This window comes from Gluconobacter vitians (genome assembly GCF_015244565.1).
In the GTDB taxonomy this organism is placed as follows: domain Bacteria; phylum Pseudomonadota; class Alphaproteobacteria; order Acetobacterales; family Acetobacteraceae; genus Gluconobacter; species Gluconobacter vitians.
Genome location: NZ_JABCQG010000003.1, coordinates 210869 through 232474, shown reverse-complemented (window position 1 = coordinate 232474; position 21606 = coordinate 210869). Strand labels below are relative to the sequence as shown.

The window sequence follows — 21606 nt, the reverse complement described above, 5'->3', positions numbered from 1 at the left end:
CATATCCCTTCCAATTCCATATTCAGTTTTCAAAGACCATCTGCCCCGCCGCTCCAGAACCCCTCGAAGTGAGCCCCGCCGCGTCGGTGAACGGGCTTATACGGGGAGCTCAGCACAGTGTCAAACAGAATTCACAAGGCACTTATCAACAGCGAAAGTGCCGGTTTTCTGCGACAAAAAAGACTAACCCCCGTTATTCATTGCGAATCGCACTCGAAAAAAGGCGGATTTTTCTCAATTTTTCTGCTTTTCTCAGAAATCCGGCCAGTTGGGCGCCAGATGTCCGCCCATCCGCAGCGGAGCGACCTTTCGGGCCAGTCCTGTCGCATCATCGGTCTCGACCATAAGACCACAGACGGTCGCCTCCCCTTCTGCAGGCTGAGGACGATCTCCGGGAATCTTGCGGACCAGTCGATGCAGCGATGCCGGCTTTCCCATTCCAATCACACTATCGTAGTCCCCGCACATTCCAGCATCCGTCTGATACGCCGTGCCCGCAGGCAGAATGCGATGGTCAGCGGTCGGAACATGCGTATGCGTTCCCACCACGACGGACACCTTGCCGTCGAAATAAGCTCCAAAGCCCATTTTTTCGCTGGTGGCTTCCGCATGAACGTCAATCAGGATTGCATGAACTGTCACACCCAGCCGATGCCGGGACAGGATTTCACTGACGACGCGGAAAGGATCGTCCAGCGGGTCCATGAAGATGCGCCCCATGACGTTGATGACCAGAGCACGGCGTCCACGGCTGATTTCAACGATATGGCTCCCTTGCCCTGGTGTTCCGGCAGGATAATTGGCTGGTCTGACGATATGAGGAGCCTGATTGATGTAGCCGATCATGTCGCGGCGATCCCATGCATGATTGCCCAGCGTGATCACATCGACCCCCGCATTGTGCAAATTCTTGGCAATATCGGGAGACAGGCCATATCCGTGTGAGGCGTTTTCCCCATTGGCCACCACCAGATCCAGCGAGAGTTTCTGTCGCCAGTCTGCCAGGTTCCGGATTATGGCTTCACGCCCGCTACGTCCGATAATGTCGCCAAGAAACAGCAGTCTCAACAGTCAGTCTTTCATTGTGATTTTGGAGGATTGGTCCTGATGACGCCACGCTCGGTTACGATCGTTTCCAGCGGAATATCGTAAGGACCTTTGGGAAGCGTGCTGACCCGCTGGCCAGACAGACCAAATCCGATCGCCGGAACGTTCAGTTCAGCCAGGGTGCGATCATAGTAGCCGCCGCCATATCCAAGCCGATACCCGAAGCGGTCAAATGCCAGAAACGGCACCAGAACAAGGTCCGGGATGTCTATTTCACCGTCAGGATGCAATGTGCCGAAGCGGCCGGCATTCATTTCACTGGCCGGAAACCATTGTCTGAAAATCAGGGGAGAGCCTTTTGGTGTGGTCTCGGGCAGCAGAACATCGCGCCCGGCAGCATATAGATCATGACATAAAGGCCGGAGATCAACTTCTCCTGCCAGCGGCCAGACCGCTGCTACTTTACGGGCAGGGCGCAAAAGTATTTCCTGAAGCAGGAATGTGCGCAGAGCCTCTTCATCAGCATAAGAGAGCGTCTGGCGAAGCTGAGCCATTTTCAGGCGCAGTTCTTTTTTCAACAGGTCGAGGTCGGAAATCTGTGGAGCCGCCAAAGCCGTTGGTCTTTTCAGCCCTCCTAGACCTGCAAGTGCAGGTGGGCACCGGTTAACGTGACCAGGGCCACGACAGAGCCAGTTCCCTAAGGAATGCTTATCGGCCCGGGGGATGATTTGCCTGACGCACCAGGCAGCTCCATCACCTATATTAGACTGTCCGGCCCGATGTTCAATGCAAACGTTTTAAATCAGGATGCGCGCTCGAGTTCGGTAGCCAGAAGCTCCGCCTGCCCTGCCAGCCGGGCCAGACGATCCTGCCGGGCCTTCTCAAGCTGAAGCAGTTGCTCGGCCTGCTGGATCTGCGTTTCGGCCTGAGGTGAAATCTGCCGCTGCTTCAGTTCGAAAATCTCATCGGCCATGAGCAGAGCCGCCATCATGAGCGTCTTGGATTCGCTTGCAGCTCCACCGAGGGTCCGTGCGCGCTGAAGCCAGCCTTCGACATGACGTGCCATATCGTAGAGATGGGCTTCTTCGCCATCCTGACAGCCGACATTATAGACATAACCATTAAGACGGATGGATACCTGTCCCATCGATCAGCCCTCCTTCCTGTCCAGCACACCCTGAATGCGGGCACACAGCGCGTCGATATTGGCTGCAACTTCCGACAGGTCCGGGATGGAGCGAAGGGCGCGCTCGCTGGCTTCCTTTGCCAGAACCTGACGCTCGGACGCAGCGGCAATCCGCATCATTGCTTCCTCAAGACGTTCAACCGCCTTATCGTCCTGCCGGATACCTGTCTCGTTTACCGCCACGATCTTCCCGTTCATGCAATCACTACGTCAGCAGAATGCTCAATACAGACCCGCTCCGGCCCGTTCATCAGGAAAGACCCGATCCCGGTACGGGGTCAAGGACATCCCTGCCCGTTCACTATCCTGTTTTCGTGATTTCGTCTCGCCATGAGATGGAGCAGGTTATCCTGTCTCAGGGAAACCGGTTTCTTGCCCTCTCGATGGAAAGTGCAGGAAACAGCTTTGGCATTCCCTGGTGGCTGGAGATCACAGAAACGCAAAAACATCAGTCCATTCTGGATTGTGGCGGCTCACCTGCCATTGCCCGACAGGCGCTGGATGCCGGGATTGGCTGGGCCGTCTGCCGTATTGGCGCTGCACAGTTCCGGGCGCTGGAAACATATGACCGTTATCGCGGACGTATCCTGACCACCAGACCGCCTAGCTCCCCGCGACACAATCTGCGAGAACATGCCCATGACAGCCTGTGATCTCTACCCCGTTCTTCCCGCTGGTTTCAGCATGGATGCCGCCCTCGAAGTGCTCCGCGACATTCTCACTCTGCCTGAAATAACAGCACTTCGGCTTCCGTCCGGCTGGACACCGGAAAAAGCGCAGCTTTCACAACTCGTGGATCTGCTGCACGCCAATGGTGTCGCCATGATCCTTGAGGTCTCCGGATCGCTTTCAGACGTTCCGAAGTCACTTCTGGGAATCTGCGACGGACTGCATGCGGGAAATGTCGAAGAACTCGTAAACCTGCGCGCCAAGGTGGGAAGCGACATGCCAATCGGCTGTCTCTGCACCAATCGTGATGACGCCATGAAAGCGGGCGAGTCGGGCGCCGATTACGTCGCTTTTCCGGCCGGAGAACTTGATCTGGTGAAGTGGTGGAGTTCCGTCATGGAACTGCCCGGGGTGGCCGAAGGCATCATGAGCACGGAAGATGCCTCGGCTGGCATTGCGGCCACTGCCGATTTCCTTGCCATCCCCCTTCAGTTAGATGGCAAGGATGCAGAGCGGTTTTCAGCGATGGCCGTGCTTGCGGCCGGCTGAAACAGGCGCGGGCGTCGGCAGAAGCGTGTCCTGCGTGAAGTAAAGGACGCCGTTGGACTGGGCAAAAGACTTACCCCACAGACGGTTGGTCTCGCCTGCCGTGTTCTCAAGAACAAGTTCGCCCGTCCGGGAAGAAACCTGAACACCCAGCAGGTCGCCATACAGGGTTTTCAGGCCGATAGCATGACCATGATTGCGGGCGATGGCCTTGCGCAATGCGGCTTCGTCCCATTTTCCGTAAGCAATCGTATAGCCCAGAATATGCACAAGCTGCCCGCGGTTTTCAGGGGCAAGCAGCCCGCCGTGCCACCGGGTATTCAGACGCTCCATGGCGGCATTGGGAATGGCAAAGAGCGTGTAAGGCCCCGGACCGCTGATCCAGGGATCGAGTTTCGCAACGCGGATTGCCTTGACGTAATCGGCGAGTTCCAGCGAGCCCGTAATATTCTCATCGAGCGGCCGGTCTTCATAGGACAGCATGGGCGGCGAATGATAGGCCACCGAACTGTTGGGCACGCCGTCCGCGCTTGGCTGATACGCCTTGTCCGTATTTCCGGGCATGAAGGATGCACGGCTGCTGATCTGCGTTTCGAAGCTGTCCTGGTAGTTCTTCGTCCAGTCCGTGCCCTGCCAGTCAGGATCGCCACAGGCGGAGAGCGAGGCTCCAAGAAGAAGCCCCACGCCGAGTTTCAGCCCCTTCTCCCAGCCCGGAAACCGTCCTGAAGAGAAAACATCGAGTCGCACATCCATGCCTGATCGTACCATCCTGTGAGCGGGAAAACCGACCATAGAGCAGGCTGGCCGATTCAGCACCCATCCCCGCGCATGGTCCATCCGACGACCTTGCCGCTGACCAGCTCGAATGTCGTCTGACAGCTGGTGTTGTAATAGGTTGCCGGAAAACCGCCACCCCATCCGCCCATGCCGCCCCAGCCACCCATGCCGCCCCAGCCGCCACCCCAGCCTCCCATGCCCATGCCGCCCCAGCCGCCGCCCCAGCCATCCCAGCCCCAGCCACCGCCGCCGGAATACTGGGTCTGGTTATCGATATAGGCGAGGAACGTATGGCCCTGCGCGTCGTAATTGCGGGTCGGGACACCAAACTGGCGCAGCACGTCCACTTCGGACTTGCCAACCATGGAATCCAGAACCTTGCGTTGCTGAAGGGTCGGAACGTCACAGGCGGAAAGGCCCAGCAGCACCAGGACAGACAGCAGTCCAACTTTTTTCATCATTATCTTCCCCGACTGTGCCGCGGCAACGCGGTCATGTTCCTCTTTCGACACGTTCTAGCCCTTCTGACGCAAAAGAAGGATTAAAACTCCTGCAAGTTCCGAAAAGATCAGGCCAACCACAAAATGTCACTGATCCGTGGCGCTCCGGTCGCCAGCATGACCAGCCGGTCAAACCCAAGCGCGATGCCTGAACAGGGCGGCAGCTCCGGCAAGGCCGCCAGAAAATCTTCATCCACGGCCCAGTCCTGATCCGGCGACAGCTCCATACGACGCTTACGATCCGTTGCAAAACGCTCCCGCTGCTCCACCGGATCGGTGAGTTCCTCAAAGGCGTTGGCGAGTTCCAGACCGCCGATATACAGCTCGAACCGCAGAGCGGCCCGATCATCAGCAGGGTCCCGTCGGGCGAGTGCTGCCTGCTCGGCCGGCCAGTGCGTCAGGAACGTAGGACGCTCGCGCCCGATCATGGGTTCGACACGCTCCAGCAACAGCCGGAAAAACAGGTCTTCCCAATTTTCTCCGTTCCGCAGCCCGACATGGGCCTGTGCCGCCAGCGCCTCCGCATCCCCAGCCGTGCCCAACAGGTCCGCCCCCACATAGCGTGCAAATGCAGCCTGCATCGTCAGCCGCTCGAAAGGGATTGAAAGATCAATGACATCCGTCCCCCGATGGACCACGGCCGGCAGCAGAGCCCGCACGAAAGCCTCGGTTTCGTCCATGAGAGACGAAAGATCCGCGCCCGGACGATACCATTCGAGCATGGTGAACTCGGGAGCATGCGTATTACTGGCCTCACCATTGCGCCAGACACGCGCCATCTGGAAAACGGATTTCCCCGTTGCCGCAACAATCCGCTTCATCGCGAATTCCGGACTCGTATGCAGGAAACGTGCCTCACGAGAGCCATCCGGCCGCTCAAGTTCCGTTCTGAAACAGCGCAGATGGACTTCTTCACCCGGCACAGGAACCGCGAAGGGCGTTTCGACTTCCAGATAGCCACGCTCTTCAAAGAAGGTACGGACGGCTTTCACCATCTGCGAGCGACGCTCAAGCAGGGGCAGGCGTTCCGCAATCCGGGCCGGATCAGCAGACAATACGGTCATGGCGTCTATTGCTCCTGTTGCAAAACGGGGACCCGCACCGCTAGAGGCATCACATGCATGATATGGTCAAGACAGCCCCGCAACATTCCGCGGAACGTTCTGCAAAACGTCACACGCTTCGCACACCGTCCGACCTGATCGACGCAGGGCTGGCCCCTGAAGCCGACCGGACCACGCTCGAAGCTGTCGGCGAACGCTTCACGATGGCCATTCCCCCGGCTTTTCAGGATCTGATCACGCATCCGGACGATCCTATCGCCCGACAGGTTATCCCCGACGCCCGTGAACTCGTCACCCTGCCCCACGAAGACGCAGACCCGATCGGCGACGATGCCCTGTCCCCCGTCCCCGGCATCGTACACCGCTACGCCGACCGTGCGCTGCTCAAGCCTCTGCTGGTTTGCCCGCTCTATTGCCGGTTCTGCTTCCGGCGCGAACATGTCGGGCCCGGCGGCGGCCTCCTAAGCGATGCGCAGCTTGAAACCGCGCTCGACTGGGTGCGGCAGCATTCGGATATCCGCGAAATCATCCTGACAGGCGGCGATCCGCTCATGCTGGCCCCGCGCCGCCTGAAGCATATCGTGCAGTCCCTGTCCGACATCCCGCATATCGAGACCATCCGCATCCATTCCCGCGTCCCGGTCGCCGACCCGACCCGCATGACGGAAGAACTTCTGGATGCGATGGAAACGGATCGCGCCATGTGGCTGGTCGTTCACGCCAACCATGCCAGCGAACTGACCCCGCAGGCCACAAAGGCCATCCGGGCCGTCCTGTCCCGCGCCATTCCGGTGCTTTCGCAATCCGTTCTACTACGCGGCGTCAATGATACGGTTGAAAGTCTGGAAGCCCTGCTCCGGGCGTTCCTGAAAGCGCGGGTTAAACCCTATTATCTGCACCATCTCGATGCAGCTGCCGGAACAGGGCATTTCCACGTCCCGGTTGCGGAAGGCCAGGCGCTGCTGAGACAGCTTCGCGGACGCGTGACTGGTCTGGCCTGGCCGACCTATGTTCTCGATATTCCCGGTGGACGCGGCAAAGTCCCGATTGGACCGGAATATCTGGATCCTGCGTCTCCGGGCATGGTTTCCACACCCGATGGAGAGGCGTGCCGCTTCACCTGACACGCCCCAACTCGCCCAGGCCTTATTTTGCTTCAAACATATGGGTCGCATGCGTGATCGCCCCACCCGCGCGGATGGCAGCAGCGACAAGAGCGATTTCGGAAAGCTGGGCGTCCGTCGCACCGGCTTCGCGCGCGGCCTTCACATGCAGTTCGATACAATACGGGCACTGGGTCGTGAGTGCGACGGCCACGGCGGCGAGTTGCTTGGTCAGGGCGCTGACCTCGCCTTCCTCGAATGCGGCACGGTCGAACTGCCAGAAGGCATCCATACCCTTGGAGGCATTGGCTTCAAGATGGGAAATGCGCGAGAGGTTCTTCATATCGTACATGCGGCTTCTCCTTGCGGTTCGCCCTGATCCTCAGGACAGACACACAGTCTGACATGAACTGTCTGACGCCGTGTCCCAAGCCCCCTGCCCTTCACACTTTCCTGAAGCGGCGAACCGCCATGCGCCCCTTGTGCCTTGCTTAGAGCCCCCGTGCGGCGCTAGAAGCCCACAAGACGTGACAGAAAATCCCTATCCAAGGGTCATCAGGACACAAGCATGAAACAGCAAGCCAACCTTATCCGGGCCGGCCAGGTCATCGAGCATGACGGCCGCCGCTGGACGGTTCTCAAGCAGCAGATCATCACCCCGGGCAAGGGTGGCGCCTTCATCCAGGTCGAAATGCGCGACCTCAAGACAGGCAACAAGACCAACGAGCGCTGGAGAACAGCGGATTCCGTCGAGCGTCTGATGACGGAAGACAAGGACTACACCTATTCCTACATGGACGGTGACAATGTCGTTCTGATGGATCCGGAAACGTTCGAGCAGCTCGTTCTTGCCAAAGACATCTTCGGCGACCAGTTCGCCTTCCTGCAGGACAACATGCCGCTGAACGTCAAGCTGGTCGAAGGCGACCCGGTGGGCGTGGAACTGCCGCCGCACGTGACGCTGGAAGTCACGGAAGCCGACCCGGTGGTCAAGGGCCAGACGGCCAGCTCCTCCTACAAGCCCGCCATGCTGTCCAATGGCGTGAAGACGCTGGTCCCGCCGTTCATTGAAGCCGGTGAGCGCATCGTTGTCCGCACGGAAGACGGATCCTACGTCGAACGCGCGAAGGACTGATCCAGCATGCGTCTTTCCCCGCACATGGCCGTCATGCAGGGCGCGGCACAGAAGGCCTCGCGCCGTCTGCTCCGTGACTTTGCAGAGGTCGAACAGCTTCAGGTCAGCATCAAGGGACCCGGAGATTTCGTTTCCCAGGCAGACCTGCGCGCCGAGACCATCCTCCGCGAGGAACTGAGCCGCGCCCGTCCCGGCTACGCCTTCCTGATGGAAGAAAGCGGCGCTTCGGGCGGGGACAACTGGACCTGGCGCTGGATCGTCGATCCGCTCGACGGTACGACGAACTTCCTGCACGGCATTCCGCACTGGGCCATTTCCATTGGCCTGCAGCGCAAGCTTCAGGACGGAACGGTCGAGCTGGCCGCCGCGGTTGTCTACAATCCGGCCGCCAACGAGATGTTCTGGGCCGAAAAGGGCGTAGGCGCGTTCCTCAATGAACGTCGCCTGCGCGTCTCCGGTCGCCGCAACATGCACGAAGCCCTGTTCGCAACCGGCATTCCGTTTGCGAAGGTTCCGAGCAGCAGCCGTCTGCCCTTTGCCCGCGTCCTCGGCGCCCTGATGCCGCAGGTTGCAGGGATTCGCCGCTTCGGCGCCGCTGCCCTGGATCTCGCATGGGTCGCAGCAGGCCGTTACGACGGATACTGGGAATTCGGCATCAAGCCCTGGGACTGCGCAGCCGGTCTGCTTCTGGTCCGCGAGGCCGGTGGCTATGCGACCGATCCGGACGGAAACGAGCTTCATGACGTTCCCGATGACGTCAATGTTGTTGCCGGAAACACCAACCTTCACGGCCCCCTGCGCGCCCTGGTGCACGAGGCCCTGAACCGGAGCTGACGAAACTGCCCTCACGCCCCATTGCGGGAGTCGTGAGGCGTCGTCTAGGATCGGTCTGACATGTACAGGCCGATCCTCTTCTCCCTTCCTCTGGCGGCCTTTCTGGCCAGCCTTCCGCTGTCCGCCGCACAGGCACAGGTCACCAGCAATCTGGATGATCTGCCTCAGGACAGGTCAGCTTCTCCTGCGAAAAAACCAGCCTCGGCGCCGCATCCGGCAGGACATGCCGCACGAAAATCTGCGGCAAAGAAGCCGGCATCGAAGGCTCCTGCATCCACGGCCACGCCAGCAGCCGCAGCTCCCGCCAGAAGCGCGCCGACACATGCAACGGTGCCCGGCGTTCCCCCAGCCCCGCCGCCGCCAGTCGTCCTGCCGCCACCATTCGTGCCCATCCAGATCCATCCGCCCGTTCCCCCGGCCGAGGTCACACCGGTTGCCGATGCGGCCAGCCACACGGAGACCCTGCCTGATGGCGGAATCCGCGTCCTGTTTCCCTCGGGAAGCGAGGCCCTGAACGCCGACAGCATCAAGGCCCTTCAGGTTTACGGAACCGAACTGGCTCACCATCCGGAACAGCGTGTGCTCCTGATTGCGCATGCAACGCTGCCGGGTGATGACGTCTCCATGCCGCGTCGTATCGCGCTGGCACGGGCACTGGCTGTCCGCTCGATCTTCATTCACGCAGGTGTTGCCACCACGCGCCTCTACCCGCAGGCGCTGGGGCGTCCCGACAAGGGAGACAGCGCGCCTGCTGACAGACTGGATGCTGTCATCGAGACAAATCCTGTCGACCCTCCCCCTTCCGCAAACGGCATGCCATAAAATCAGGAAAGACACGCCGTGACACGTCCTACGACCTATCTGCTGCGAATGGCCGTTTTCCTTGTCGCGGTCGGCCTTCTGGCCGCGACAATGGGCACGACCCTGCTCCACGCATTCAACGCCAACCCGAAACTCGATGCCATTATTCTCGGTGTGCTCCTGCTGGGCATCCTGTGGAATCTTCATGTCGTCCAGCGCCTGATGCCGGAAGTGCAATGGGTTGAACTCCTGCGTCAGCCCCGCGCCGGTCTGGCCGCACCAAAAGCGCCCCGCCTGCTCGCGCCCATGGCCAGCATGCTGGCGGCCCGCAACCGCACGGACCGCCTGACGCTTTCGACCCAGACGACACAGGCCATGCTCGACAGCCTGTCCTCGCGTCTGGATGAAAGCCGGGAAATCTCCCGCTACATGACGCAGCTCCTGATCTTCCTGGGTCTGCTGGGCACGTTTTACGGGCTTCTGCTGACGGTCAGTTCCATCGCATCCGTCATCGGCGGCATGTCCGCAGGCGGCGGGGACATGGACGTCATGTTCAACCAGCTCAAGACCGGACTGGCCGGACCGCTCGCCGGTATGTCCACGGCCTTCTCGGGCTCGATGTTCGGTCTGGCCGGCGCGCTGGTTCTCGGCTTTCTGGATCTGACGGCCGGTCAGGCCCAGACCCGCTTCTTCAACGAACTGGAAGAGTGGCTGGCTGGTGTCACGCGTGTCAGCGGCAGCACGTCCATCGACAGCGACGGTGCACCCGTTCCGGCCTATGTCCAGGCCCTGCTCGAACAGACCGCCGAAAATCTGGAAACGCTCCAGAACGCCGTCTCCCGCAGCGAAGAAAACCGTGTCCGCGAACTGCACATGCTCGACAGCCTGCAGGAACGCCTGCGCGGCATGACGGATCTGCTCGCCGCCAACCAGCAGCTTATGACCCGCACGGCCGAAACCCAGACCGCCCTTCTGCGGCACATGGGCGATGAAGGTCCGGGCTCGCAGGGCACGGCCCTTCTGCGGATTGAAACCCATCTCAGCCGCCTGATCCAAGAACTGCACGAAGGCCGCGCCCAGACGATCGGCGAGCTTCGCAACGACCTCCGCGTTCTGGCCCGCACGATTGCAGCGGCCTCCGGCAATACGACGCCCCCTCCCGGCAGGCAGGGCTGATCCATGGCCCGGCGCAGACGCGGATCCCACAACGCCCTCGATGCCTGGCCCGGCTATGTGGACGCCCTGTCCACCCTGCTGATGGTCGTCACCTTCGTCCTGCTGGTGTTCGTCGTGGGACAGCAGTTCCTCTCGGTGTCGCTGTCGCGGCGCGAGCACACGCTGGATGCCCTGCAAAAACAGCTGGCCGAACTGTCACACATGCTGTCGATGACGGAGGACAAGAATAAAAGCCTCTCCTCTACCGTCGCTACGCTGGCGGACGAAAAGCAGCATAACCAAGCCCAGCTCCAGACCCTTTCGACCCAGATCGCCGCTCTGACGGGGCAGCTTCAGTCAAAAGATCAGGCACTCGCCTCGGCTGATGACACGAGCAAACAGCAGAACAGCAAGATTTCGGATCTTCAGGCCCAGATCGAGGAACTGACGCGCCAGCTTCAGGCGATCAGCAACGCCCTCGACCTCGAAAAGAAAGCCGAACAGGGCAAGGACGCCCAGATTGCGGATCTTGGCAGCAAGCTCAATCTGGCGCTGGCGGACAAGGTCAATCAGCTCAAACGCTATCGTTCGGAGTTCTTTGGACGCCTGCGGGACCTGCTGAAAAACCAGAAAGGCGTCAATGTCGTGGGGGACCGCTTCGTCTTCCAGTCGGAAATCCTGTTCCCTCAGGGAAGTGCTGACCTGACGCCGGAGGGTCGCAAGGAAATCACGACTCTTGCCCACACGTTCAAGCAGGTCGCCTCGACCATTCCGACTGATCTTCCGTGGATCCTGCGCGTGGATGGTCATGCCGACCGCCAGCCGATCCACAGCGCTTTTCCCAGCAACTGGGAACTGTCATCCGAACGTGCCATCACCGTGGTCAAGCTGCTCATTGCCGAAGGTGTGGATCCGCACCATCTGGCCGCGACAGGCTTTGCCGACTACCAGCCTCTGGATGCCGCCAGCACATCGGCGGCCTATGCCAGAAACCGCAGGATCGAGTTCCGTCTGACGGATCGCTGATTCTTCTTCCGCCTGCCTTTTCACAAAGGCAGGCTTTTGCGCAGATCTACTGACATTTCTGCGATAATCCCTTATGTAGCAGCCATGACCGATACCCCGCTCTCCCTTATCCGCAATTTCTCGATCATCGCTCATATCGATCACGGCAAATCGACGCTGGCCGATCGCCTGATCCAGGCCTGTGGCGCGCTGACTGCGCGTGAGATGAAAAACCAGGTCCTCGATTCGATGGAGCTCGAGCAGGAGCGCGGGATCACCATCAAGGCGCAGACCGTGCGCCTGACCTATCCGGCCAAGGACGGCAAAGTTTACACGCTGAACCTGATGGACACGCCGGGCCATGTCGACTTCGCCTATGAGGTCAGCCGCTCGCTCGCCGCCTGTGAAGGCTCGCTGCTGGTCGTGGATGCGTCTCAGGGCGTGGAAGCCCAGACGCTGGCGAACGTTTATCAGGCGCTCGATGCCAATCACGAGATCGTCCCGGTCCTGAACAAGGTCGATCTGCCAGCAGCCGAACCCGAGCGCGTCCGTGCCCAGATCGAGGACGTGGTCGGCATCCCGGCCGATGACGCCGTCGAAATCAGCGCGAAGACCGGCCTGAACATAGAAGGCGTGCTCGAAGCCCTCGTCCAGCGCCTCCCTGCCCCCACGGGCGACGCCGAAGCCCCGCTTCAGGCCCTGCTGGTGGACAGTTGGTACGATGCCTATCTCGGCGTCATCATTCTCGTCCGCATCAAGGATGGCCGCCTCAAGCGCGGTGACCGCATCCGCATGATGCAGACCGGCGCGACCTACCATGTCGATCAGGTTGGCGTATTCCTGCCCAAGATGCAGTCGGTCGAGAGTCTCGGTCCGGGCGAGATGGGCTACATCAACGCCGCCATCAAGACTGTCGCGGACTGCAATGTCGGTGACACCGTCACGCTCGACAAGCGTCCCGCCGAGAAGGCCCTGCCGGGCTTCAAACCATCCATTCCCGTGGTGTGGTGTGGCCTCTTCCCGATCGATGCAGACGATTTCGAAAAGCTGCGTGACAGCCTCGGCAAGCTGCGCCTGAACGACGCCTCGTTCCACTTCGAGGCCGAGACCTCGGCCGCCCTGGGCTTCGGTTTCCGCTGCGGCTTCCTTGGCCTGCTGCATCTGGAAATCATCCAGGAGCGTCTGTCACGCGAGTTCAATCTGGACCTGATCGCGACCGCACCGTCCGTGGTCTACAAGATGCACATGACGGACGGCACGGTCGAGGAACTGCACAACCCGGCCGACATGCCCGAGCTCAGCAAGATCGAGATGATCGAAGAGCCGTGGATCAAGGCCACCATCATGGTGCAGGACGAATATCTCGGTCCGGTCCTGACGCTGTGCTCCGAGCGCCGTGGCGTGCAGGTGGATCTGACGTATGTCGGCAACCGTGCGATGGCCGTCTATCGCCTGCCGCTGAATGAAGTGGTGTTCGATTTCTACGACCGCCTGAAATCCATCAGCCGCGGCTATGCCTCGTTCGACTACCAGATGGACGGCTACGAAGAGAGCGATCTCGTCCGTATCTCCATTCTCGTGAATCACGAGCCGGTCGATGCGCTGTCCTTCATCTCGCACCGCACCGTCGCCGAGCAGCGTGGGCGCTCGATCTGCGCGAAGCTCAAGGATCTGATCCCCAAGCAGCTGTTCAAGATCGCCATTCAGGCGGCCATTGGCTCCAAGGTCATCGCCCGTGAAACGATCGGTGCGCTGTCCAAGGACGTGACGGCCAAGTGTTACGGCGGTGATATTTCCCGCAAGCGCAAGCTTCTGGACAAGCAGAAGGAAGGCAAGAAGCGCATGCGGCAGTTCGGCAAGGTCGAAATCCCCCAGAGCGCCTTCCTCGCTGCCCTGAAGATGGACTGAACCCTGCCTTATGTCGAAAAGCGCCGCCATCCTGTTCGTTCACAACGAAGTCGACACGATCGGATGGTGGCTCGCGCATCATGCGACCATCGGCTTTTCAACGCTGATCGTCTGTGACGACCATTCTACAGACGGAACAGGTGCGGTTCTCTCCAACGCGGCCACGCTTTACGACATCCGCGTCCAGTCCTCCGACACATCACTGCCGGCAAGACTGGACCGGCAGACCCGCTTTCACAAACAGGCTCTGGAACAGGGCAAGAGCGAATTCGACTGGATGATGATCCTGGCGGCAGATGAATATCTGCATTTCGAAAATGCCGGGTCCGTCACCGAATTTACAGCTGCCATCACAGCAGCAACCTTCCCGGTCAACTGGTGTCTGTTCGGCTCCTCGGGACATCAGGTGCCCTCACCATTTTCCCCGGTTGAAACCTTTACCCGGCACGGTCTGCTGGGCCTGCCCGATCACCGTGTCGTCCGGCATTTTGTCCAGCCTCGCCAGACTGGCAGCGCACTGCCGGATCCGTTTTCTGCGCTCGAGCGAAATCCTACATGGGACAAAAGTCGCATTCTCCATTTTGCCGCTGGCGACCATGAGAGCTTTCTCAGACGCAATTCGAGCGCCACACCGGAAAAGGCCTGGCAGAACTTCGACCGCAACGATGCAGAATATACCCGGGCCAGTCGCTGGCTTCCCGAAAGCCGCCGCATTGCCTCGTCCATCGTTCAGGCCTCGCTGACGGATCTTTACTGGCGTCTCAAATCCGCCATGACCCATGCTGACAAAACCGTCCTGCAAGACCTTGGCCTGACCCCGGCCCAGCTTTCCGTTCCATCATCTGACCGGACGCCCCCACAGTTCCGTTTCTGCATGCTGGGTCAGGACAAGCGGCTGATGCTGGACATGCAGACCGGTTCATTTGCATCTGTCGGCCCCGTAGACACGAATTTTGGCCGCTACAATCCGCTTATCATGGCGCTTGAAATGTCCGAGGCCGATGTCTGGCATGCCTGTCTTTTCACGGAAAACCCCCTGCCCGGACGCCATCTTTCCGTACCCGGCTCGCCCACACTTCTGCCATCGGTCCCACTGACGGTCATGATTGCGGAAAACAGGATTCTTTCGCCCGTCAGTGGCGAAGACATCCACATCACGCTCCCCGATCACGCCCTGACTGATATCGAATCGACCATGGCGCTCTACAGCCGGATGACGCCCTTTATGGTTCTGACGGCAGAGGGCCATACTCTGGCGGGACTGCTGCGCGGGCTCGACCGGCTTCCGGCCCCGGATGCCAGTGCTCTGGGCTGCGCGATCGCCATGCTGCCACCGGCGGAAGCCCAGCGCCTTGTGCAGACCTTTCCGGGCCTCGTGCCGCGCAGTATCCTGCCGGCGCCTCAGTCGCTGAACTGAAACCGCGCGCTGTCACGGAACAGGGCAAACGCCGCGACAGCGCCATCGGTCACGGCCTGTCTTCGCGCTACAGGGCTTTCATCCAGAAACTGCGCAAGCCGCTCCAGAAACGCGGACCATTCGCCCTTCTGATGCACGGCCGACAGATAGGCCCTCGGCAATCCTTCGCCCACACGCCCTGACAGGATCCGCCCGCCAAGGCGCGAGCCTTCGAGAACATACAGAACTCCAAACGCCGTGCCCGAGCAGTCGGACAGCATGTGCCGCTGACTGGCAGGCATCGGAAGTCCCATGTCGCACAGGTCCTTTTTCAGCAGCTCTGCCCGCGGGCGCCACGGTGGCACCGATGCGGAATACCGGCCCAGATAGGCCTCCGCCACGACCAGCGCGCGGGCATGCGCCGTCAGAAAGGCGCCGTAGGATTTCCGGTCCGTAAGTTCAAAACGCGAAAAAGCCTCATCAACAGCGTCATGAGCTTTCCGGCTGACACGCCGCAGCTCTTCCAGACCGGAATTCTTCCGCTCATCCGCACGTCCTGCTGTTTCCATTCCTGCCGATCTTCCCGTGCGTTGTGAAACCGTTGCCGGTTCTGTCCGTAATTAGAGTGACTTGCAACAACCAGATCCCGTCTGTCACGCCCCCGGATTTCGGAGAACACCCCGTTGAGCAGCACCCCACCCCGGCAGCCCTCCCCATCAGACACACGTTCTCCCAGACCGGGCAGACGACATCTGGTCCTGAAAACGGTCGGGGGCGTGCTGGCCGCACTGGCTGCTGCCATCATCATCCTGATCCTGGTGTGGCAATGGGACTGGTTCGTCCCCTATATCGATCGCAAGGCGACCGCAGCCCTGCACCGCCCGGTCAGCATTGCCCATCTGCATGTCCGCCTGGGCTTCAAGACAACGGTGACCGTGGACGACCTGAAAATTGGTCAGCCCGAAGGCTTTGAAAAAGAGAAGGACGATTTTGCGTCTGCCCATGCCATCACGGTCACAGCCGATGTCTGGCGCTATCTGACGGGTGGAGGCCTGTCCCTGCCGCTGATCCGCGCCGATGCCCCCAAGGGTGATATCGTCTCGCTGCTCAACGGGACGAACAACTACACATTCCCGTCATCATCAGACACATCGTCACAGACGTCCTCGTCCTCCACGATGACCCTGCCAAAGCTGGGCAAAATCGAGATCAACGATGGTGACATTCGTCTGGCGCTGGCAAAGCTGAAGACAGACATGCATGTCCTGATTCACACCGAAGAGCCAAAAAACGGTGACGACGGGCATCTCGTGATCGATCTCAAGGGCCGATACGCTCAGGCACCCATCACCGGCCATATTGTCGGCGGTGCCCTTATGAGCCTGACGGACGCCACCCATCCCTATCCCATCGATGGACGCCTCGCCAACGGCCCGACCTATGTCACGCTCCGCGGCACGGTCGATGATCCGATTCATTTCCAGGGCACCAATCTTGCACTGCATTTCGCAGGGCCGGACATGTCGCTCCTGTATCCGCTCACGGGCGTTCCCATTCCCCAGACGCCGCCCTACAGCGTTACGGGCAATCTGGCCTATTCGGACCGTGCGATCCGCTTTCAGAAGTTCGAAGGTCATATGGGATCTTCGGATATCGGCGGGGACATCAATGTTGATCCGCACCAGAAGCCAATCTTCATAGAAGCTGCCCTTCACTCGCATTCGGTGGATCTTGCGGATCTGGGCGGCTTCATTGGCGCACAGCCCGGCCAGACGAAGAAAGCCGAGCCCGCCAGTGCGCGCGTACTCCCTGACAAGAAAATCAATGTTCCCAAGCTCAATGCCGCAAATGTGCATCTGACCTATCACGGTGATCACATCCGCAATAAAAACTGGCCGCTAGACAACATCGACACTGAACTGGACGTCCAGAATGGTGCAATTGATCTCAAGCACCTGACCTTCGCAACGGGCACGGGCAACATCTCTGCCGCCGCGACACTTGAGCCCACGAAAAACGAGCAGTTCCACACGCATTTCCGTCTGGATGTCTCGCGTCTGCCGCTCTCACGCATCATGACGTCAAAGGACATGTTCCAGGGTGAAGGGACTATCGGCGGACACGTGACCCTCACCTCGACCGGCAATTCGGTCGCAACCCTGGTCGAAAACGGCAATGGCGGTACGACCTTGGTTCTGGATCGCGGCGGCGATGTCACAGCCCTTCTTCCCGATCTTCTGGGTCTCAAACTCGGCTCGGCCGTCCTCTCCGCACTGGGCATCCCCGATCGTTCGAAGCTGCAATGTCTCGTGGCGGACCTGCCGCTGAAGGACGGCATCGTGCATACCAACTCGATGCTCCTGCAGACCGGCACCACGCGCACGATGGGCACCGGAACCGTCAATTTTCACAAGGACACACTGGATTACGCGGTCACGACACGCTCGATCGGCCCGCAGATCCTGTCCCTGCCCGGTGCAGTCCACATCTTCGGTTCCATGAAAAGCCCGACAATCCTGCCTGGCGCAGAACTGATCGGTCGCGTTGCTGCATCTGTGGGCCTCGGGATCGTCTTTCCGCCCGCCGCCCTTATCCCGACCATTCAGCTCGGTGTCGGCAAGGGATCAGCCTGCGAAAGAGCCATTCTGGAAGCCAACGAACACCCGGCCGCCGGAATTGCTCCCGGCAAAACCACAGGCACAGGCCCCAGCAGTGTTCCGCACCCTGCACAGGCCCGGAGCAAAAACCATGCTGGTGGGAAGTCCGCGAAAGCCACCCAGCGCCGCATGAGCCTGGCGGAAGTCCGAAAGGCCTGGGAGAAAAAATCGAACCCGAAATGAAAAGATACGGTCCGGACCGTGGCAGGGAAAAGTTTTTTGACTATAGCTGGGCCCAGATACCCCCTGCCCCCGGAGTGCCCGCTTGCTGCTATCCAGACTCGACCGCTGGTTTCATGTCACGGCCCGCGGTTCAACGATCCCGCGTGAGATCATTGCCGGACTAACAGTCTTCGGGGCTATGGCCTATATCGTGGCCGTCAATCCCGCCATCCTCTCGGCTGCGGGTCTGGATCGCCATGACATGGTCATGACCACGATTGCAGGCGCCGTTGCCGGCACATTGCTCATGGCGCTCTGGGCCAGACTGCCCATTGCCCTGGCTCCAGCCATGAGCAGCAATGTCCTGTTCGCGCAGGTCGTCGTCCAGCAGGCGCATGTCAGCCCACGCACAGCCTTCACGGTCGTTCTGTTCAGCGGTCTGTGCTTCACTGCCCTTTCCCTCAGCCAGATCCGTCAGCGCATCATCCGCGGCTTCCCGCCTTCGATCGTCCTCGGCATTCAGATCGCCCTCGGCGCCTTCATCGCCCGGATCGGACTGACAACAGGCGGTATCGCCGTCCCCTCCTCTGAAGGCCTGACCTTCGGCGCCCTGAACAACCCGTCCGTTCTGCTCAGCATGGCGGGCGTCGTCCTGAGTGCCATCTTGGTCGTGCTGCGCGTCCCGGCTGGTCTTCTGATCGCCATCCTAGCCGTGACCCTGGCCGGCCTGTTCATTCAGACGCCATCAGGCCCCGTCACGCATCTGCCCGCGCATCTGCTAGACTGGCCTCACTATCCGACGAACCTGTTTCTGCCATTCGATTTCCACGAATATTTTTCCCATCTCGGGCTGCTTGTCCCGATTACGTTGTATTTCCTCCTGAGCGACTTCTTTGACGCCACCGCGACCATGATGAGCGTCGCCCACCGCGCCGGTCTGGACGGCACGGTCGAGAAACCCGCGCTCGACCATCGCGCTTTCGGTTCCGATGGGGCAGCCAGCATCATCGGCGCGTCACTCGGGACCTGCACCGTCTCCGCCTATGTCGAAAGTCTCGCAGGCGTCGAAGCCGGCGGCCGTACAGGTCTGAGCGCACTGGTCGTCGCCGTCCTGTTCGCCCTGTCCTCGGTGTTCTGGCCGCTCATCACCGCCATTCCGGCTATAGCCACAGCCCCCGTGCTCATTCTCGTGGGACTGAACATGCTCGACAGCCTCAGCCGCGTTGCGGAAACGCCCGCCGAAGCCATCCCGCCTCTGACAATGCTGCTCATTGCCGGCGTGACCGGCAATTTCATGCTGAGCCTTTCCTGTGGCCTGCTGATCTACACGGCGCTCGCCATCGCAACGCGTCAGTTCCAGCGCCTGACGCCAATTGTTCTTGGTCTAGATGCCGCCTTCGTCTTTTACATGGTCCTGCAGGCACATATGGGGGCCTGAAGACTTTTCCCTTCGCAGGTTTTAATCCTTTTTTCATGGCTTCCGGGCAGGATGCCTCACATGACTTCCTGCCCCGCCCAACCGCGCCACGTCTTCATTGCCACCCCCTGTTTCGGTGGTACCGTCACGCTGGATTACATGCAGTCCATCATCGGCTGCATGGCGGCGGCACCGGCCCATGCCCTTCAACTCACGCTTTCCACGATTGGAAGTGATGCCCTCATCACGCGTGCACGCAACACACTGCTGCATCAGTTCGTGACCATGACCGATGCGACCCATCTTCTCTTCATCGACAGCGACATCGGTTTTTCGATCACCGATATCCTTGCCCTTCTGGATGCAGATCGCCCCCTGATCGGCGGTGCCTACCCCCTGAAATCCCATTACTGGGACCAGAATACAGACCGTTTCATCGCAGCCGGAGAATCCGCGTCCACGGCCAGCCTGCGCTATGTCGGAGACTGCGCCGCACTGCACGACGGCAACACACCGGACGAGATTGCGACCGTCTCCTATATTGGCACCGGTTTCATGCTCATGACCCGCCAGATGGTTCTCGACATGATCGCCCATTATCCAGAAACCCGGTACAGTCGTATCGACGCTCAGACCGAAGGCAGAAACCTGAATACCCCGTCCTCAGACGCCTACGCTCTTTTCGACTGCCTGATCGATCCGGAAACCCGAACCTATCTTTCGGAGGACTTCGCTTTCTGCCGACGCTGGATCAGTATGGGCGGGAGCGTATCGCTGCATAAGGGCCTGTCTCTCACCCACACCGGAAGCACGACATTCAAGGGTGATCTGTCCGCACGAAGGCTGCCGCTGTCAGCGCTGCCTGCATGAAGCGATTATTCCGCAGGACGCCACTTGCCACTATTCCGTCATAATAAGACGGTTTAAGCTCCCTTGCGGTGTCGGGAGCGTGATGCATACATTCCCCGACACCGCTCCCCTTTATTCAGACCATGACCGCCTGCCGGAAATACGAGATATTACTCACCGGATCCGCCGCACCCGCAGCCGTGTTGTAATACTGCTTGTGAAAATAGCTGAGAGCAGCCGGATCGCTCGTTGACGGCAGAGGCACCTTGACCCGGTAATACCGGATACGGGCCATCGCGGACGCATATCTCAGGTTTGAAACCAGTTGCGCGCTGCGGGGCAGATCCTGCGAAAGCATTCCCTCCAGAACCCGCTCAAACCGTTTCCCGACCGGGTAACACAGAAAATTGACCCAGCAGTCGTCATGGGTCGCAGGCTCCATCTGCCATAGCCCCAGAGCCGGCCCCCCGCCGATCTGCCTGACATAAGTCCCACGGCTCTCCGCCAGAGCCGTACCCGTCACCAGATTGACCGCCACATCCCCATCCAGTCCCAGCGCCGCCAGCGCCGGAGCAACCACCAGATGCTTGAGCTGGCCCGCATCAATTCCACTCATGCTGCCCCCTCACTTCGTGCTCAGGGACAGGGCAAAATGCACCATGCCCGTTCCAAGAATGGACGTTGCCAGCGTGATGATCCCCGTAATGACCGCCCGCCCCCCGATCAGGCGATCCAGCTTCCCGTTGACGACACGATTCCCCTCATCAACCTTCGTCTCCAGCAGTTTCATCTGATCCCGGAGCGATGAGATTTCCTGCCGCATCTCGGTGCGCAGTTCCTCATATCGATCCGACAGCCCCCCCGCGATGGTCTCCAGCCGCAGCACCCGGTCCTCAAGCATCCGCAGCGTATAAGCGCGTCTCTCATTTCCATCGGTCTGACTGACCGTCAGACCTTCCATCTCCGCCATGCCGTTCCCCCAAATAAAAAAAGCGCTCCCCAAGGGGAACGCTTTTGTGGCATTGAGCCATTAATATAGAAATAAACGCATGTTTTATCAACGAAAACCTGAAACCCGCTGCCCGATGTCGGAAAACCCGGCTTGGCCACCTCTGCAGATGGGCGCATACTGAACACCCATGAGCGCTCCCCCGACAGAAACATTTCTTGATCTGCGTGGACTGGCCTGCCCCATGCCTGTTCTCAAAGCCAATCGTGCGCTTCGGGACATGCCACCAGGTGCGAAGCTGCGCATCCTGGCAACAGACCGCGCTTCCGTGGCGGATTTCCAGTCCTACTGCCGCGAAACCGGCCATGCGCTCATTGCGTTTACGGACACCGCAGGCGTGCTTTCCTTCATGATCCGGCGACGTGCAGAAACGTCACCATCCTGAG

25 protein-coding genes and 1 other RNA gene are annotated in these 21606 nt (G+C 60.1%); 14 read left to right on the top strand and 12 right to left on the bottom strand.

Going from position 1 to position 21606, the window contains the following annotated elements:
• Positions 1 to 252: 252 nt before the first annotated feature.
• The 5 genes from HKD24_RS04070 to HKD24_RS04050 form a co-directional block, all read right to left on the bottom strand.
• A complete protein-coding gene (locus tag HKD24_RS04070; RefSeq protein ID WP_194259112.1) occupies positions 253 to 1068 on the bottom strand; it encodes a TIGR00282 family metallophosphoesterase in 816 nt (271 codons plus the stop codon).
• Positions 1069 to 1079: 11 nt separating this feature from the next.
• Entirely contained in the window at positions 1080 to 1658 is a 579-nt protein-coding gene (locus tag HKD24_RS04065; protein WP_194259111.1) for a 5-formyltetrahydrofolate cyclo-ligase, read from the bottom strand.
• Positions 1645 to 1801, bottom strand: a non-coding RNA gene (gene ssrS, locus HKD24_RS04060) — 6S RNA. The genes HKD24_RS04065 and ssrS overlap by 14 nt, the downstream gene beginning before the upstream one ends.
• Before the next feature lie 48 nt (positions 1802 to 1849).
• The gene (locus HKD24_RS04055; RefSeq protein WP_062506848.1) at positions 1850 to 2194 is read right to left on the bottom strand and encodes a cell division protein ZapA; all 345 of its coding nucleotides are present in this window, start codon (positions 2192 to 2194) and stop codon (positions 1850 to 1852) included.
• Positions 2195 to 2197: 3 nt separating this feature from the next.
• Entirely contained in the window at positions 2198 to 2431 is a 234-nt protein-coding gene (locus HKD24_RS04050) for a hypothetical protein (RefSeq protein ID WP_194259110.1), read from the bottom strand.
• A 20-nt stretch (positions 2432 to 2451) separates the two neighbouring features.
• Here HKD24_RS04050 and HKD24_RS04045 point away from each other — a divergent pair, with 20 nt between their 5' ends.
• The gene (locus tag HKD24_RS04045) at positions 2452 to 2886 is read left to right on the top strand and encodes a hypothetical protein (protein WP_194259109.1); all 435 of its coding nucleotides are present in this window, start codon (positions 2452 to 2454) and stop codon (positions 2884 to 2886) included.
• Entirely contained in the window at positions 2873 to 3451 is a 579-nt protein-coding gene (locus tag HKD24_RS04040; RefSeq protein ID WP_194259108.1) for a thiamine phosphate synthase, read from the top strand. Before HKD24_RS04045 ends, HKD24_RS04040 begins: the two co-directional genes overlap by 14 nt.
• Here HKD24_RS04040 and HKD24_RS04035 read toward each other — a convergent pair.
• The 3 genes from HKD24_RS04035 to epmA form a co-directional block, all read right to left on the bottom strand.
• Complete coding sequence (locus tag HKD24_RS04035) at positions 3422 to 4201, bottom strand: fasciclin domain-containing protein (protein ID WP_194259107.1); 780 nt, start codon at positions 4199 to 4201, stop codon at positions 3422 to 3424. The genes HKD24_RS04040 and HKD24_RS04035 overlap by 30 nt on opposite strands.
• Before the next feature lie 56 nt (positions 4202 to 4257).
• Positions 4258 to 4686, bottom strand: coding sequence for a hypothetical protein (locus tag HKD24_RS04030; RefSeq protein WP_194259106.1), 429 nt, complete (start codon positions 4684 to 4686; stop codon positions 4258 to 4260).
• A gap of 107 nt (positions 4687 to 4793) precedes the next feature.
• Positions 4794 to 5789 (bottom strand): EF-P lysine aminoacylase EpmA, encoded by a 996-nt coding sequence (epmA, locus tag HKD24_RS04025; protein ID WP_194259105.1) that lies wholly within the window; start codon positions 5787 to 5789, stop codon positions 4794 to 4796.
• Positions 5790 to 5842: 53 nt separating this feature from the next.
• On the opposite strand from epmA, the gene HKD24_RS04020 reads away from it, so the two are divergent.
• Positions 5843 to 6913 (top strand): lysine-2,3-aminomutase-like protein, encoded by a 1071-nt coding sequence (locus HKD24_RS04020; protein WP_194259104.1) that lies wholly within the window; start codon positions 5843 to 5845, stop codon positions 6911 to 6913.
• Positions 6914 to 6935: 22 nt separating this feature from the next.
• Here the strand turns inward: HKD24_RS04020 and HKD24_RS04015 are convergent, their stop codons facing one another.
• On the bottom strand, positions 6936 to 7244 hold the full coding sequence (locus tag HKD24_RS04015; RefSeq protein ID WP_062501931.1) for a carboxymuconolactone decarboxylase family protein: 309 nt from the start codon (positions 7242 to 7244) through the stop codon (positions 6936 to 6938).
• 216 nt (positions 7245 to 7460) lie between these two features.
• On the opposite strand from HKD24_RS04015, the gene efp reads away from it, so the two are divergent.
• The 7 genes from efp to HKD24_RS03980 all read left to right on the top strand — a co-directional run bounded on the left by efp (position 7461) and on the right by HKD24_RS03980 (position 15147).
• Complete coding sequence (efp, locus tag HKD24_RS04010) at positions 7461 to 8027, top strand: elongation factor P (protein WP_062493545.1); 567 nt, start codon at positions 7461 to 7463, stop codon at positions 8025 to 8027.
• Between the two features lie 6 nt (positions 8028 to 8033).
• Positions 8034 to 8861 carry an inositol monophosphatase family protein gene (locus tag HKD24_RS04005; RefSeq protein WP_194259103.1) on the top strand — a complete coding sequence of 276 codons (828 nt, stop codon included), beginning with the start codon at positions 8034 to 8036 and terminating at the stop codon, positions 8859 to 8861.
• Positions 8862 to 8921: 60 nt separating this feature from the next.
• Positions 8922 to 9683, top strand: coding sequence for an OmpA family protein (locus HKD24_RS04000; protein WP_194259102.1), 762 nt, complete (start codon positions 8922 to 8924; stop codon positions 9681 to 9683).
• An 18-nt stretch (positions 9684 to 9701) separates the two neighbouring features.
• Positions 9702 to 10838 (top strand): flagellar motor protein MotA, encoded by a 1137-nt coding sequence (locus tag HKD24_RS03995; RefSeq protein WP_194259101.1) that lies wholly within the window; start codon positions 9702 to 9704, stop codon positions 10836 to 10838.
• Positions 10839 to 10841: 3 nt separating this feature from the next.
• Entirely contained in the window at positions 10842 to 11843 is a 1002-nt protein-coding gene (locus HKD24_RS03990) for a peptidoglycan -binding protein (protein WP_194259100.1), read from the top strand.
• An 84-nt stretch (positions 11844 to 11927) separates the two neighbouring features.
• Positions 11928 to 13730 carry a translation elongation factor 4 gene (gene lepA, locus HKD24_RS03985; protein ID WP_062509448.1) on the top strand — a complete coding sequence of 601 codons (1803 nt, stop codon included), beginning with the start codon at positions 11928 to 11930 and terminating at the stop codon, positions 13728 to 13730.
• Positions 13731 to 13740: 10 nt separating this feature from the next.
• Positions 13741 to 15147: a glycosyltransferase family 2 protein gene (locus tag HKD24_RS03980; RefSeq protein ID WP_194259099.1), complete on the top strand. Its 1407-nt coding sequence runs from the start codon at positions 13741 to 13743 to the stop codon at positions 15145 to 15147.
• Here the strand turns inward: HKD24_RS03980 and HKD24_RS03975 are convergent.
• A complete protein-coding gene (locus HKD24_RS03975) occupies positions 15132 to 15695 on the bottom strand; it encodes a biliverdin-producing heme oxygenase (RefSeq protein ID WP_194259098.1) in 564 nt (187 codons plus the stop codon). The two genes, HKD24_RS03980 and HKD24_RS03975, sit on opposite strands and share 16 nt — an antisense overlap.
• Before the next feature lie 114 nt (positions 15696 to 15809).
• On the opposite strand from HKD24_RS03975, the gene HKD24_RS03970 reads away from it, so the two are divergent.
• The 3 genes from HKD24_RS03970 to HKD24_RS03960 all read left to right on the top strand — a co-directional run bounded on the left by HKD24_RS03970 (position 15810) and on the right by HKD24_RS03960 (position 20232).
• Positions 15810 to 17966, top strand: a complete 2157-nt coding sequence (locus tag HKD24_RS03970) for an AsmA family protein (RefSeq protein WP_194259097.1) — start codon at positions 15810 to 15812, stop codon at positions 17964 to 17966.
• Between the two features lie 85 nt (positions 17967 to 18051).
• Positions 18052 to 19383, top strand: coding sequence for an NCS2 family permease (locus HKD24_RS03965; protein WP_194259126.1), 1332 nt, complete (start codon positions 18052 to 18054; stop codon positions 19381 to 19383).
• A 60-nt stretch (positions 19384 to 19443) separates the two neighbouring features.
• Positions 19444 to 20232: a hypothetical protein gene (locus HKD24_RS03960; RefSeq protein WP_194259096.1), complete on the top strand. Its 789-nt coding sequence runs from the start codon at positions 19444 to 19446 to the stop codon at positions 20230 to 20232.
• Between the two features lie 115 nt (positions 20233 to 20347).
• Here HKD24_RS03960 and HKD24_RS03955 read toward each other — a convergent pair whose 3' ends face one another.
• Positions 20348 to 20827 carry a hypothetical protein gene (locus tag HKD24_RS03955; protein WP_194259095.1) on the bottom strand — a complete coding sequence of 160 codons (480 nt, stop codon included), beginning with the start codon at positions 20825 to 20827 and terminating at the stop codon, positions 20348 to 20350.
• Between the two features lie 9 nt (positions 20828 to 20836).
• Positions 20837 to 21181, bottom strand: a complete 345-nt coding sequence (locus HKD24_RS03950; protein ID WP_194259094.1) for a hypothetical protein — start codon at positions 21179 to 21181, stop codon at positions 20837 to 20839.
• Positions 21182 to 21350: 169 nt separating this feature from the next.
• Between HKD24_RS03950 and HKD24_RS03945 the strand changes: the two genes are divergently transcribed.
• Positions 21351 to 21605 carry a sulfurtransferase TusA family protein gene (locus HKD24_RS03945; protein ID WP_194259093.1) on the top strand — a complete coding sequence of 85 codons (255 nt, stop codon included), beginning with the start codon at positions 21351 to 21353 and terminating at the stop codon, positions 21603 to 21605.
• The last annotated feature ends 1 nt before the right edge of the window (position 21606 follow it).